A 13,909-nucleotide genomic window follows, 5' to 3' on the forward strand; every position below is an offset into this window, starting at 1 on the left:
GGTCCTATCCTAAATAATCTATAGCTCTATCCAGTGCTTTCGGAATTCCTCCAGGATTTTTACCACCTGCAGTTGCAAAGAAATTTTGTCCACCACCACCACCGTGAATTAGTTTTCCTAATTCTCTTACTACCTTACCTGCATCATAACCACGTTCATTTGCCAATTCTTTAGAAATATAACAAGTTAGCATCGCTTTATCTTTTGCAGCTGATGAAGCAAATAATAAAAATAAATTCTGATGTTCTTTACCTAAAGAAAAAGCTAAGTTTTTAATTCCGTTTTGGTCTAAATCTACTTTGGTAGCTAAAAACTGAACGCCATTAATTTCTTGTAATTGGTTTTTTAATTCACCAGATAAATTCTGAGCTTTATCTTTTAATAATTGCTCTATTTGTTTCTGTAAAGAAGCATTTTCATCTTGTAACTTCTGTACCGCTTTTACAGGTTCTTTTGTGTTGTTTAACAAGTCTTTAATTTCGAATAAAGCCTTATTGTTATCAGAATAAAAATCTTTTACAGCGTCATTTGTAATCGCTTCTATTCTTCTAATTCCAGAAGCAACAGCACCTTCAGATTTAATTTTGAAATGCCAAATATCACTGGTGTTTTTTACGTGTGTTCCACCACAAAGTTCTATAGATTTTCCGAATTTTATAGCTCTTACAGTATCACCGTATTTTTCACCAAATAAAGCCATTGCGCCATCTGCAATTGCTTGCTCCATAGTAATATTTCTGCTTTCCTCTAATGGAAGTTTACCTGCAATTCTTCTATTTACAAAGTTTTCTACCTCACGTAATTCATCAACCGTTAATTTAGAAAAGTGAGAAAAATCGAAACGTAAATATTTAGAATGTACCGCAGAACCTTTTTGCTCTACATGTGTTCCTAGAACTTCTCTTAACGCTTGGTGCAATAAATGCGTAGCTGTATGGTTACATTCTGTTTTAGAACGTTGTTTTTGATCTACAACTGCTTTAAAATTTTCTGTAATATTTTTTGGAAGATTCTTAGTGAAGTGAATAATAACATTATTCTCTTTTTTAGTGTCTAAAATATAAACAACATCTCCTTGTGTGGTTTCCAAATAACCTTTATCACCAACTTGTCCACCACCTTCTGGATAAAAAGGAGTTAAGTTGAAAACTAATTGAAACATTTCACCATCTTTTTTAGAGGTTACTTTTCTGTATCGTGTAACTTTTACGTTTGCTTCTAAAGCATCATAACCAATAAATTCTTCTATCGGATCATCAACTAAAATAGTCCAATCTTCTGTAGACATTTCGCTTGCAGCTCTAGATCTACTTTTTTGTTTTTGTAGTTCTTCTTCAAATCCTTTTTCATCTAAAGTCAATCCTTTTTCAGAAAGAATTAAAGAAGTTAAATCGATAGGAAAACCGTAAGTGTCGTATAATTCAAAAGCTTTATCACCAGAAACTTCTTTACCAGAAGTACTTTCTATAATTCTGTCTAATAATAGTAAACCTTGATCTAATGTTCTTAAAAAAGAAGTTTCTTCTTCCTTAATCACATTTTCTATTAATTGTTTTTGTGCTTTTAATTCTGGGAAAGCTTCTCCCATTTTATTGCTTAAAACATCTACTAATCTGTAGATAAAAGGCTCTTTTTTGTCTAAGAATGTAAAACCGTAACGAACAGCACGTCTTAAAATTCTTCTAATAACGTAGCCAGCACCTGTGTTACTTGGTAATTGCCCATCTGCAATAGAGAAAGCAACGGCTCTTACGTGGTCTGAAATAACTCTAATAGCAATATCTTGCTCTAGATTTTTACCATATTTTACATCGGTAATCATTTCAATTTCTCTAATAATTGGTGTAAAAACATCCGTATCGTAATTAGATTTTACGTCTTGCATTACCATGCACAAACGTTCAAATCCCATACCAGTATCAATATGTTTGTTTGGTAAATCAACTAAAGTTCCGTTTGCTTTTCTGTTGAACTGCATAAAAACTAAGTTCCATATTTCTACCACTTGTGGATGATCTTCATTAATTAAAGTTCGTCCATCTACTTTTGCTTTTTCTTCCGCAGAGCGGATATCAACATGAATTTCAGAACACGGTCCGCAAGGTCCTTGCTCACCCATTTCCCAGAAATTATCTTTTTTGTTTCCTTTTAAGATTCTATCTTCAGCAATAAATTGTTTCCAAATATCAAAAGCTTCTGTATCCATTTTTAGGTTATCTGCATCATCAGAACCTTCAAAAACAGTAACGTATAAAATGTCTTTATCAATTTTATAAACTTCTGTTAATAACTCCCAAGCCCAAGCAATTGCTTCTTTTTTAAAGTAATCGCCAAAAGACCAGTTTCCTAACATTTCGAATAATGTGTGATGATAGGTATCGTATCCTACTTCTTCTAAATCGTTATGTTTACCTGAAACACGTAAACATTTTTGAGAATCGGATATCCTGCTGTTTTTTGGAACTCCGTTACCTAAGAAATATTCTTTAAAAGGCGCCATTCCAGAATTTACAAACATTAATGTTGGGTCGTCCTTAGTTACCATTGGTGCAGAAGGAACAATTAAGTGAGCTTTTTCTTTGAAAAAGTTTAAAAAAGTAGCGCGAATATCTTGAGATTTCATAAAAAAAGAAGTTTCCAACAAGTTGGATTATGTTAAATTATTTTTAAAAAAAACTGCGAATAAAAAGCAGTTGTAAAACATTTTGTAAATTTGTGAGTTATTAAAAATGAAACTCAATATAAAAGCACAAAAATAGTCTATTTAGCAATATGGCAAAAGTAAAATATTATTACGATGCGGACACACTTTCTTACAGGAAAATTGCTGTAAAAAAGGGTGAATATTATAAGAAAACTGTTATTGGAGTTTTAGCTTTAGTATTATCTGCATTTATTGGTTTTATTGTGTTTAGCCAGTTTATAATGTCTCCTAGAGAGCGAGCTCAAAAAAGAGAACTAGAAAATTTAAAGTTACATTACGAGTTACTTTCTAAAAAAATGCAAGAAAGTTCGTCTATTTTAGCGCAATTACAAGAAAGAGATAACAATATTTATAGAACGTATTTTGAAGCAAATCCTATATCAGACGAGCAAAGAAAAGCTGGTTTTGGAGGTGTAAATAGATACAAGTATTTAGATGGTTTCGATAATTCTACCATGATTGCAAAAGTAACTAAAGACATAGATATACTTTCTAAACAATTGGTTGTGCAGTCTAAATCTTTAGATGAAATTGTAAATTTAGCAAAAGAAAAGGAGAAAATGTTAGCTTCAATTCCTGCTATTTTACCCGTAAAACTAGCAGATTTAACAAGAATGGCTTCTGGTTATAAATGGAGATATCATCCAATATTAAAAATTAGAAAATTCCATAAAGGAATGGACTTTACAGCTCCTGTAGGAACGCCAATTTTTGCTTCTGGTAATGGAGATGTAATTAGAGCACAAAGAAGTGCCACTTTTGGAAACGTGGTATATATAGATCATGGATATGGATATAAAACTATTTATGCCCATATGAGTAAAATAAAAGCCAAGAAAGGTGACAAGGTAAAACGTGGAGACTTAATTGGGTATGTAGGTAATACTGGTAGGTCAGTATCGGCACATTTACATTATGAAGTTCATAAAAATGATGTAGCTGTAAATCCTATTAATTTTTATTATGGAGATTTAACTCCAGAAGAGTTTGCTGCAATGCAAAAAGCTGCAGAAGAAGAAGGGCAGTCTTATGATTAACAAAGTTGTGTAACTGTTTAATTGTTGAATCGTTTAGATATGCTCACAATTACACAATTACACAATTACACAATTACACAAAAAAAAATGCACGTAGATTTACCCGAGAAAAGATATTATAAAATAGGTGAAGTTGCCAAAGCATTTGACGTAAATACTTCATTAGTTCGTTTTTGGGAAAAAGAATTTGATATTATTAAACCCAAAAAAAATGCGAAAGGAAATCGTTTGTTTACACAAGAAGATATTAAAAACTTTAAGTTAATATTTAACCTTGTAAAAGAACGAGGATTTACCTTAGATGGTGCTAAACAGAAACTTAAGAAAAATCCAGAAGGAATAGTTCACAACCTTGAAATTATTACCAGATTAGAAGGAGTGAAAGCAGAATTGATTAAAATTAAAAATCAATTGTAACATTTCTTTAGTTTGTATGTCTAACTTAATAGGATAGAAGCTAATATTCTTTTACAACCTGAAGAATATTAAGTAGTTTTGTAGTACAAAAATCAATCAATCAAAAAATTAAAATTTAGAAATTATGAAAAAATGGTTAATACCAGTAATAGTAATCCTTGTTGTTGTTTTCGGAGTATACAATTGGGGTAAAAACTTTAATAATGAAGCTGTTGTTTTACAAGAAGATGCAAAAACAACTTGGTCTAATGTAGAGAGCTCTTACCAACGTAGAAATGATTTAATTGGTAATCTGATTAAAACAGTACAAGGAGCAGCAGATTTTGAAAGAACTACTTTAACAGAAGTAATTGAAGCGAGAGCGAAAGCAACCTCTGTAAATATAAATGCAGGAGATTTAACAGCAGATAACATGGCGCAATTTCAACAAGCGCAATCTGGCCTAACAGGTGCATTATCTAAGTTATTAGTTTCTGTAGAACGTTATCCAGAATTAAAAGCGAATCAAAACTTTTTAGAATTACAAAGTCAGTTAGAAGGTACAGAGAACAGAATTAATGTTGCTAGAGATCGTTTTAATGAAGGTGTAAATAATTATAACAAACACATAAAAGTGTTTCCAAATTCGGTGTTAGCAGGAATGTTTAATTTTGATGAAATGGATCGTTATAAAGCAGATGCGGGATCTGAAAATGCACCAGATGTAGAGTTTAATTTCAACAATAAAAACTAATAATATGTCTAAAGTAGAAGCTTTTCTGTCTCCAGAAGAAGAACAAGAAATTATTTCTGCTATTAGAGTTGCAGAGAAAAAAACTTCTGGCGAAATACGAGTTCACATAGAGGCTTCTACAGAGAAGAATCATGATGAACGAGCGTTAGAAGTTTTTCATTTGCTAAAAATGAACAACACTAAAGATGATAATGCAGTGTTGATCTATGTTGCTGTAAAAGACAAGAAATTTGTTATTTATGGTGATAAAGGAATTAACAATGTAGTGCCAAAAGATTTTTGGGATACCACCAAAGATGTAATGCAAAATCATTTTAAGCAAGGTAACTTTAAACAAGGAATTGTTGACGGAATCTTAAAGGCAGGAAAAGAGTTAAGAACACATTTTCCTTGGCAAATTGATGATGTAGATGAACTTTCTAATGAGATTTCTAAAGGATGATATACAGTAAACAGTATTCAGTAAATAGTATTCAATTAGCAGTGTTTTTTAGAAAAATTACTTTTTTTATTGCGTTTTTATTCACGTTAAGTGTTTTTTCTCAGGGCTATCAAATACCAGAAATTCCAGAGTTTCAAACCAGTGTTTATGATTATACTAGTTTATTAACGGAGAGTCAAAAAACAAGTTTAGAAGGTAAGCTGGTTCGTTATTCAGATACTACTTCTACGCAAATTGTAGTAGCTATTATTCCATCCACCGAAGGTGAAAATATTAATTATTTAGCCGCTAATTGGGGAGAGAAATGGGGAATAGGTGATGCAAAAAAAGACAATGGTGTTTTAATGTTGTTGGCATTAAACGACAGAAAAATTGCCATTCAAGCTGGTAAAGGTACAGAACATCTTTTAACCGATTTTCAGGCAAAAAGAATTATTGAAAGAGTCATTATTCCTGAGTTTAAAAGAGGAGATTATTATAGTGGTTTAGACAAAGGGTCTGATTATATTTTTAGAACCTTAAACGGAGAGTTTAAAGGAAGTAGACAAAAAGACGCAGAAGGTTTTGATCCTGGAATTATTATTTTTATCATTATAGTAATCATCATTTTTATTTTAATTTCTAGAGGAAATAAAAATAATGGTAGTGGTGGTAGAGGTTTTAGAAGCGGGTCTATTGCAGGAGCTATTTTAGAAACTATTATTTTAAGTAACGCCGGTAGAGGTAGCGGAAGTTTTGGCGGTGGTTTTGGAAGTTCATCTGGAGGCGGAAGCTTCGGTGGAGGCGGCTTTGGAGGCGGTTTCGGCGGAGGTAGTTTTGGTGGAGGTGGCGCTTCTGGTGGCTGGTAAATTCCATTTTAATCTTTCTTGTTGGAAGAAAATCTAATTATAAAAAAATAAATTATAAACCCTTCAGAATAAAAAAGCTGAAGGGTTTTAATATTAAAATAAATAGTATTGTTGATGAAAGTAATAACTGTAATTTTTAGTTTTCTGTCTTTATTAAGTTGTCAGAATTTTGGTAGTTTAAAACTTATATCAGAATTATCAAAAGACTTAGAAGAGGTTTCTGGAGCAGAAGTAGTTGCCAATTCAGATTTTATTTGGATGCAAAACGATAGTGGAAATAAACCTAAAATTTACGGTGTTTCTGCTACCGGAAATATTGTTGAAGAGCTTACTATAAAAGAAAAAAACCACGATTGGGAAGACCTTGCATCCGACGAAGAAGGTAATCTTTACATTGGTGATTTTGGAAACAATGATAGTGAAAGAGAAAACCTTGTTATTTTAAAAGTAAAGCATGATGATTTAACAAGTTCTAAAAAAATAAAAGTAGAAAAAATTAAGTTTTCTTATCCGGAACAAAAGAAGTTTCCACCTAAAAAGAAAAAACTATTTTTTGATGCAGAATCTTTTTTCTATTATAATAATTCATTTTATGTGTTTACTAAAAGTAGGGTAGAAGGACAGTATGGTAAAACCTCTTTATACAAGGTTCCTGCTAAAGAAGGAAAACATGAAGCAGTATTTATTTCTGAATTTAATAATTGTAACGACAAGGAATGTTGGATTACTTCTGCAGATATTTCTGATGATGGAAGCAAAGTAGCATTATTGTCTCCAGCTGCTGTTTTAATTTTTACGGATTATAAAAACGATGATTTTTTATCAGGAAAATTAACCAAAATTCCATTAAATTCTTATTCTCAAAAAGAAGGAATTACTTTTAAAGACAATAATACTTTGCTAATTACGGATGAAAAATCAGATGGTGTTGGCGGTAATTTTTATGAACTTAAAATATAGTTTTATTTCTAAATTCCGTAACGTTCTTTTAATTTATCAAATAAATACGTAGTGTTTGTAATACCAACTGCTTCTGCAATTTGTTTTTTAGAAGCTAATGGATTTTCGGCTCTTAAATTTCGTGCTTTTTCTAAACGCGCTTCTTGTATTAATTGGTTTACAGTTTGGCCTAAAATACTTTTAACTTTACGGTTTAAGGTGCTTCTAGAAACTGCCATGTATTCTGCAATAGCATCAACAGAAAGTAGTGGTGAGTTTATGTTTTGGTTAATATAAGTCGTAATTTTTGTATTAAATTTATCTGCATACTCGTTGAGGTTTTTTAATTCTTCTGGAGATGTTTCCTTATCAAAATCTTTAACATTTTTATAGAGTGCTATACCGTTTTTAATATTAATTAAAAGCTCTTCTTCCATAAAAGGTTTGTGCAAATAACCATCTATACCAAGACGTAACATAGATAATTTACCTTGTTGGTCTGTTCTTGCTGTAAGTACTATAATAGGTGTTTTGTTCTGTTGCTTTTTTAATTCTTTAACCAAAGTTTCTCCATCCATTACAGGCATCATATAATCTGTTAGAATTAGATCGAAACTATTATTTTGAAGAATAGAGAGCGCATCTTTACCGTCTTCTGCTTCTGTAACGTTATAATTTTTTAAAACTTTTTTTAAGTAAATTCTCATTTGTTCATGATCATCTACTACAAGTATGTTTTGTTTTTTGTTTATAAATGTTGGTTTTGTTTGTTCATTAGTGCTAAAAGTATTTTGTGGTTCTATTTTAGGTTGATGAATGGCAGAGCTTACATAGTTTTTAGGAATTGAAATAGAAAAACAAGATCCTTTACCAATACTACTTTTTACATCGATAGAAAAATGATGTGCATTTACAATACTTTTAGTAAAAGCCAATCCTATGCCACTACCTTGGCTTTTTGTAATATCATTTTTTACTTGATAAAAGCGTTTAAATACATTTTCTCTTTCTTCTTTATGGATGCCAATACCAGAATCTATAACATTAATTGTAATGCCATCATCATTATTAAAAGTAGTGTTTATAGCAACGCTACCGTTAATAGATGTAAACTTTAAAGCATTGCTAAGTAAATTGCTAATTGCTTTAGAAAATAGGTTTTTATCTATTAGAATATTTGTTTTTAGCGTGTTGTTATTAAAGGTGAAATCAATGTTTTTTTTAGCAAAAAGACTTTGAAAATTAGTAAAATATTTTTCTAGAAAAGAATTTACATCAACAGGAATTCTAATAAGTTCGAATTGATCACTTTCCATTTTACTCAAATCCATAATACTATTAATAATATCTTGCATTTGTTGGCACTGTTCTTTAATAACGGTTGTTTTTTCTTTATTTTCTTTGTCTGATTCTTTAAAGGTTAATTGATTTGTATAGCCTTGAATAAGCGTTAAAGGTGTGCGTATTTCATGAGATAGGTTTACAAAGAAATGCGATTTAAACTCACTCAATTCTCGCAATTCTGCTTCTTGTTTTTCTAAGATAAATTTATCTGATAGTACTTTATCTCTTTCTAATGCTAAAAGCTTTTCATATACTAAATTATTCGATTTAAAATAGTTTACCAAAAGGTGTACTACAAGAAAAATACAAGCAGACTCTAAGATAATTAAACGATCTACATATTCTGTTGGGTAAACAACATATATGTAATAAGGTGTTAAAAAGATTAGAAAGCCAATTATTAACGCAAGGTATGATGAACTTTTTTTAGTGTAAAGAGTGCTCACAATAGGAGATAATAAAACAAAATAATACTCTACATAATGGCCCGGAGAAATAATTAGCGAAGCATATGAATTAGCAATAACAAAAACACTTAAAAAGTAGAAACGACCCCATTTAAAGTGAAGGTTTTTATTAAGAAAAAGGATTAGTATGAGAGAAATGAGTATAAAAAAATGCGTAAAGAAAAATCTAATATCAATAAAAGCGAACGTAATAGTTTTGTGATTGATAACCTCTAGAACGATACTTACAATGAGCTCTAAACTAACAAAAATTAAAACAACAATTCCCCAAATTACACAAAAGGTATTTAATAAACGTATTCTTTTGTTAAGGCTGTTTGTATGCCTTTTTTGGATTCCTAAATTAAGTAAACTTTCATATTTCTCTTTCATAAAAAACGAAACAATATTGGTTTTAGATAAAAAAAGTAACAAGCATTAGATGCTTTATAAATACTTTTTTTTGTAAATATATCTTTTTTGAGGTAATTAAGTAGCTGTAAATAACCTTTTGACTCAAATGGTTAGTATTTGACTCAAATAGTTACTTTGTGATTAGAATAGAAGAATTTTGAATGATGTAAATACTTGTTTAGCAATAGTTTTGTGGTAAACATTTTAATAAAATAATATATTATGAAAACACAAATACTTTTAATATTTACTTTAATAACTACCTTAAGTTATGCACAAACAAGAATAGCATCGGGTATTAACGGGCCAGTAGGAATACAGGTAATAGATGATTATGTTTATACTCTGAATAATTCATCTTTAATAAGATATAATAAGAGTGAGGTTTCTACGAGTTATGAACTAGTTTCAAATATTAGTTCATCTACTAACGGCTATAATCTTTGGAGGGAAGGAAATTATCTTTTTATGCCTTTTACAGGTATTAAAGGGGTTAATGTATCAGGAGTTATACCTACAATACCTATTCAGCAGATTAATGTAACAAGTACCATATCTACAGTATTTCATTATAATAACGAGTTGTATTATACAGGTAGTAATCCTTCTAACTCTTCGCAACATGAATTACGTAAAGTTACAGGGATAAACTCTAGTGTATTTGTAGCATCACTACCTGTTGCTCATCAAAATATTACAGATGTTACTTTAGATGGTTCTACCTTATATTTTGTATTTAACAATTTGAGTACTGGAAAGATCTATAAAATTGATTTATCAGCAACTACACCAGCTGCACAAATAGTAAAGAGTGGGTTGCCTGCGCCTTGGGGAATTCATTTTGTAGATGATTACTTATATTTTACTTCAAACTTAACTAATGGTCAGATACGTAAAATACATAAGTCTGGTGCTGGTAGCGTATATTATATTGGTCAACCTATACAAAGTCCAAGAGGAATAGATATAGACGGGCAAGACATTTACGTTGCATCTGTTGGTAGTTCATTACAAGGTATTTATAAATATACAGATGCTAATTTAACCCCAAATTGTGTAGCTCCAAGTAATGTTTTTAAAACAATAGATGATGAAACGACAACAACTATAAGTTGGAATGGTGTGTATGGAGCACTTTCTTACGATGTTACTTATGTAAATGCTGGCGATGATGTAAGTACAGGAACAACAATAACTGGTATTACTACAACAAGTACGGTGTTAAGTGGTTTAACAAACGGTAATGAATATGATGTTTATGTAAAAACAAATTGTACAAGTGCAACAACATCTGATTATTCTAATTATATAAATTTTACACAGCTAATCTCATCGCAGAGACCAATAATATATGTAGATTATACGGCATCAGGATCTAATGATGGATCTTCTTGGGCAGATGCTTTTACAGATTTACAAGATGCTTTAACTACTGTAAGTGAGGGTTCTAAAATTTGGATAGCTAAAGGTACTTATAAAGCATCAGCAAGTAATCGTGATGCAACTTTTGATATTTTAAAAGAAAATGTAAGTATTTATGGAGGTTTTGCAGGTACAGAAAATTCTATAGAAGATAGAGTTTTAGGAACAAACGCAACTATTTTATCAGGAGATTTAAATAATAATGATGTAAATGTTTCCGATTTTCCTTCTAATTATGGTAATTCTACACGTAATGGAGATAATAGTTATCACCTTATAAATATTACAGCAACTGGAGAAAGTTTATTGTTAGATGGTTTAACTATAAGTGATGCACATACAAATGTAAGTGCAACAGAAACTGGTGGTGCTATTATAAAAGATAAGTCAATATATAATCTTACACTTAAAAACTGTATTATTAAAGATAATGTAAGTAGAAATACAAATGCAGGACTTTTAGCTGAATTTGAACTAAATAATCCAACGGGTCAAAGAGCATCTTTAGTAATTGAAAATTGTCAGTTTATAAATAATATGTCTAGAGAAGGATCTGGGATTTATATGCATGCAAAAATTGATACAAATGTAGATGTAACCATTACAAATACTTTATTTGACTCTAATGTTGCAGCAGACTTAAGTGATAGTAATAAAGGTTATGGAGCTAGTGTTGCTTGGATAAGAAGTATTGGTGCTAATGCAGATGTAAATGTAAATATTGTAAATAATACTTATGTAAATAATATTGAAAATACTACAACATTTATCGCAGGTAAAGGCTCTACTTTAGCAATTTCTAAAAGTGGTCCGAGTGATGGTGCTATTAATGCAACAATTTCTAATTCTATTTTTTGGGGTAATAAAGATCTAACAACTACAGGCAACGTGGTAAACTCAGTAAATGCCCTTAACGAATCTTTACCAAACTCTTTAGCCATTTATAATTCAATAGACGAACGTAATTTTATAGGTAATGCTATCACACATAAAGCAAGTATAAATTATAGCAACCCATTGTTTGTAAATGCAGCAAATAGTAATTTTACCTTACAAACAGGTTCTCCAGCAATAAATACAGGAGATAACACTAAAATACCAACAAGTATTACTAAAGATTTACTAGGTAACCAACGTATTTTTGACACCACAGTAGATATGGGTGTTTATGAGTTTGGATCAAGTGTTTTAGGTGTAAATGATAACTTTAATGTGTTTAAAAGTGATGTAACTGTTTACCCAAATCCAACAGTTTCAAATTTAAATATTAAAATGGATAGCAATTTAAAACGTGCAATAGTATATTCTGTTTTAGGAAATAAAGTTTTAGAAACTACTTCTAAAAAGATAACAACATCAAACTTAAAAAGTGGTCTTTATTTAATTAAAATAGAAGACGAAAACGGAACTGTTTCTACAAAAAAGTTCATAAAAAAGTAGAAATTTAGTTAGAGTGTTTTTTAATCTCGCAAGTACATTGCTTGCGAGGTTTTATTAAAACAAAACCTAATAATAGATGAATCTCAAAAAAAAAAGAGATACGTATAATTACAAATAGCGAAACAAGAGTAAATTATTCTTTTAGTTATACTTAGAAATATGATTCTAACGATGGAGTTTAAAAAACTTCTTTTTATAGAGCAAAGTCAAGTTGTGGTAGCAGTTTTATCATAAATTAATAGAATCTGATAAAGAAAGTAGATTTTTTGTTTAAATCTCGTAGGTGTAATTCTTACGAGATTTTTTTTTTAGATAAAAACGATTACATGAAGATTTGAATTAGAAAATTCGATTACGTATAAGTTAAAAAAAAACGAACTTTTAATATACAAAATGCTTAAAAACAGTTAATTGAGGGGGTTCTGTGGCTTTTAGTGGAGTGTCTTAAATCTTTTTAGTAGCTACTAGTAATCTATTCCTTTATAAAGTTTGAGTTTGATGGAACTTATTTAATATCCTCTAAAGGAGCAGGTAATTGATATTTTATAATCAAGATTAATATCGTTTTGAATGATGAAATTTCTTTTATAATAACTAGAAAAATACACGCTACTAATTAAAAAATCATCATTAAGTATTATAAATATTGACTGCTTTTAGAGTTCATTATAAAATATATTTAATTGTTTTTTAGATAAAAAAAGCAAATGATTTAAAAGGATGTTTTTTGATGTAAATAGTTGAGTTTTGACTCAAATAGATGTTTTTTGAATGAGGTAAATAGCTGTTTACTAATAGATTTGTAGCTATAAAATAAAAACACTTTATAATGAAAAATTTTAAAAAAACACAATTAATTAGAGTATCAAAATTAGTATTAATAGCCATTACAATGGTATTTATTTCTTGTTCAAGTAATGAAGATAATATGTCTATTAAAGTACAAAGTATTACTGCTGCAAATTTTCAGTCAATTACAAGTTCTAGTGATAATGGATACTCGAATATTCAGATAGGAGAGTCTATGAATAATAATTTTAAACCTATTATTAAAGTTGAAAATTACAATACTGCATACAATTATACTATTGTATTAAAAGGAGATTATCTTGATAATGAATATAGCGCAGCTTTAACTTTTGATGAAACGAATGATGAAGGAGAAGCTATTTTAAAATTTGATATGACAGAATTTGATGCCGTTCCAGATACTTATCAAGCTTATATTTTAGAAGAAGATAGTAATACCGAAATAAAAATAGAGAACCTATCTAGTGAAGGCGAAAAAGTATATTATGTGTATGATACTGATCATTCAGAATACTTATATGATTTATTTTTTAAAGTATCCGATTCAGATTATAGTATTCCTAGTAGTATAAGCAAATCGGCTAAAATTGCTATAGGATACCCTTTTAGCCCTAATTATTCATCAGGTCTTAAACTAGAAATGGTTGTACGTGATACAGATTTTAATGAATTAGGTAGAGTAGATATTCATACAACTGGAGGTTCTGGATATACAAATATTTTTTATGGTTCAGATTTAAGTTTTATAACAGAAAGAGGAGATTATATTTTTCAAGTAGAAGGGATACCTAAAACAGCAGAAAGTACAAAAACATTAAGAAAAAGTACTTATAAAACTATGACGGTAACTGTAAGTGGTATCGTTTTAAATTAAACAACGTTTACCGTATCGCAAGCTGTAATCTAAAAATTG

Annotated in this window: 10 protein-coding genes; 8 read left to right on the forward strand and 2 right to left on the reverse strand. The window is 29.9% G+C overall.

What is annotated here, in order from left to right; genetic code table 11:
• Positions 1-4: 4 nt before the first annotated feature.
• Positions 5-2,623: an alanine--tRNA ligase gene (alaS, locus tag WHD08_RS13965; RefSeq protein ID WP_208890406.1), complete on the reverse strand. Its 2,619-nt coding sequence runs from the start codon at positions 2,621-2,623 to the stop codon at positions 5-7.
• A 149-nt stretch (positions 2,624-2,772) separates the two neighbouring features.
• On the opposite strand from alaS, the gene WHD08_RS13970 reads away from it, so the two are divergent.
• The 6 genes from WHD08_RS13970 (at position 2,773) to WHD08_RS13995 (ending at position 7,141) form a co-directional block, all read left to right on the forward strand.
• Positions 2,773-3,741, forward strand: coding sequence for a M23 family metallopeptidase (locus WHD08_RS13970; RefSeq protein WP_165731855.1), 969 nt, complete (start codon positions 2,773-2,775; stop codon positions 3,739-3,741).
• A gap of 87 nt (positions 3,742-3,828) precedes the next feature.
• Positions 3,829-4,158 carry a MerR family transcriptional regulator gene (locus WHD08_RS13975; protein WP_165732026.1) on the forward strand — a complete coding sequence of 110 codons (330 nt, stop codon included), beginning with the start codon at positions 3,829-3,831 and terminating at the stop codon, positions 4,156-4,158.
• Positions 4,159-4,282: 124 nt separating this feature from the next.
• The gene (locus WHD08_RS13980) at positions 4,283-4,891 is read left to right on the forward strand and encodes a LemA family protein (RefSeq protein WP_208890405.1); all 609 of its coding nucleotides are present in this window, start codon (positions 4,283-4,285) and stop codon (positions 4,889-4,891) included.
• Between the two features lie 4 nt (positions 4,892-4,895).
• A complete protein-coding gene (locus WHD08_RS13985) occupies positions 4,896-5,333 on the forward strand; it encodes a TPM domain-containing protein (RefSeq protein ID WP_208890404.1) in 438 nt (145 codons plus the stop codon).
• Complete coding sequence (locus WHD08_RS13990; protein ID WP_208890403.1) at positions 5,330-6,181, forward strand: TPM domain-containing protein; 852 nt, start codon at positions 5,330-5,332, stop codon at positions 6,179-6,181. Before WHD08_RS13985 ends, WHD08_RS13990 begins: the two co-directional genes overlap by 4 nt.
• A 114-nt stretch (positions 6,182-6,295) precedes the next feature.
• Positions 6,296-7,141 carry a hypothetical protein gene (locus WHD08_RS13995; protein WP_244183309.1) on the forward strand — a complete coding sequence of 282 codons (846 nt, stop codon included), beginning with the start codon at positions 6,296-6,298 and terminating at the stop codon, positions 7,139-7,141.
• An 8-nt stretch (positions 7,142-7,149) separates the two neighbouring features.
• Here WHD08_RS13995 and WHD08_RS14000 read toward each other — a convergent pair whose 3' ends face one another.
• A complete protein-coding gene (locus tag WHD08_RS14000) occupies positions 7,150-8,910 on the reverse strand; it encodes a hybrid sensor histidine kinase/response regulator transcription factor (RefSeq protein ID WP_340832818.1) in 1,761 nt (586 codons plus the stop codon).
• A gap of 636 nt (positions 8,911-9,546) precedes the next feature.
• Between WHD08_RS14000 and WHD08_RS14005 the strand changes: the two genes are divergently transcribed.
• Both WHD08_RS14005 and WHD08_RS14010 read left to right on the forward strand, forming a co-directional pair.
• Positions 9,547-12,186 (forward strand): T9SS type A sorting domain-containing protein, encoded by a 2,640-nt coding sequence (locus WHD08_RS14005; protein WP_208890401.1) that lies wholly within the window; start codon positions 9,547-9,549, stop codon positions 12,184-12,186.
• Positions 12,187-13,015: 829 nt separating this feature from the next.
• A complete protein-coding gene (locus WHD08_RS14010; RefSeq protein WP_208890400.1) occupies positions 13,016-13,870 on the forward strand; it encodes a hypothetical protein in 855 nt (284 codons plus the stop codon).
• Positions 13,871-13,909 lie beyond the last annotated feature (39 nt).

The sequence above is a fragment of the Polaribacter sejongensis genome (genome assembly GCF_038024065.1).
GTDB classification, from domain to species: domain Bacteria; phylum Bacteroidota; class Bacteroidia; order Flavobacteriales; family Flavobacteriaceae; genus Polaribacter; species Polaribacter sejongensis.

What these genes read in the sequence shown, in the direction of transcription:
- WHD08_RS13990 (WP_208890403.1), top strand. Translation starts at nt 5,330, where the DNA reads ATGATATACAGTAAACAGTATTCAGTAAATAGTATTCAATTAGCAGTG.
- WHD08_RS13970 (WP_165731855.1), top strand. Translation starts at nt 2,773, where the DNA reads ATGGCAAAAGTAAAATATTATTACGATGCGGACACACTTTCTTACAGG.
- WHD08_RS13995 (WP_244183309.1), top strand. Translation starts at nt 6,296, where the DNA reads ATGAAAGTAATAACTGTAATTTTTAGTTTTCTGTCTTTATTAAGTTGT.
- alaS (WP_208890406.1), bottom strand. Translation starts at nt 2,623, where the DNA reads ATGAAATCTCAAGATATTCGCGCTACTTTTTTAAACTTTTTCAAAGAA.
- WHD08_RS13980 (WP_208890405.1), top strand. Translation starts at nt 4,283, where the DNA reads ATGAAAAAATGGTTAATACCAGTAATAGTAATCCTTGTTGTTGTTTTC.
- WHD08_RS13985 (WP_208890404.1), top strand. Translation starts at nt 4,896, where the DNA reads ATGTCTAAAGTAGAAGCTTTTCTGTCTCCAGAAGAAGAACAAGAAATT.
- WHD08_RS13975 (WP_165732026.1), top strand. Translation starts at nt 3,829, where the DNA reads ATGCACGTAGATTTACCCGAGAAAAGATATTATAAAATAGGTGAAGTT.
- WHD08_RS14005 (WP_208890401.1), top strand. Translation starts at nt 9,547, where the DNA reads ATGAAAACACAAATACTTTTAATATTTACTTTAATAACTACCTTAAGT.
- WHD08_RS14010 (WP_208890400.1), top strand. Translation starts at nt 13,016, where the DNA reads ATGAAAAATTTTAAAAAAACACAATTAATTAGAGTATCAAAATTAGTA.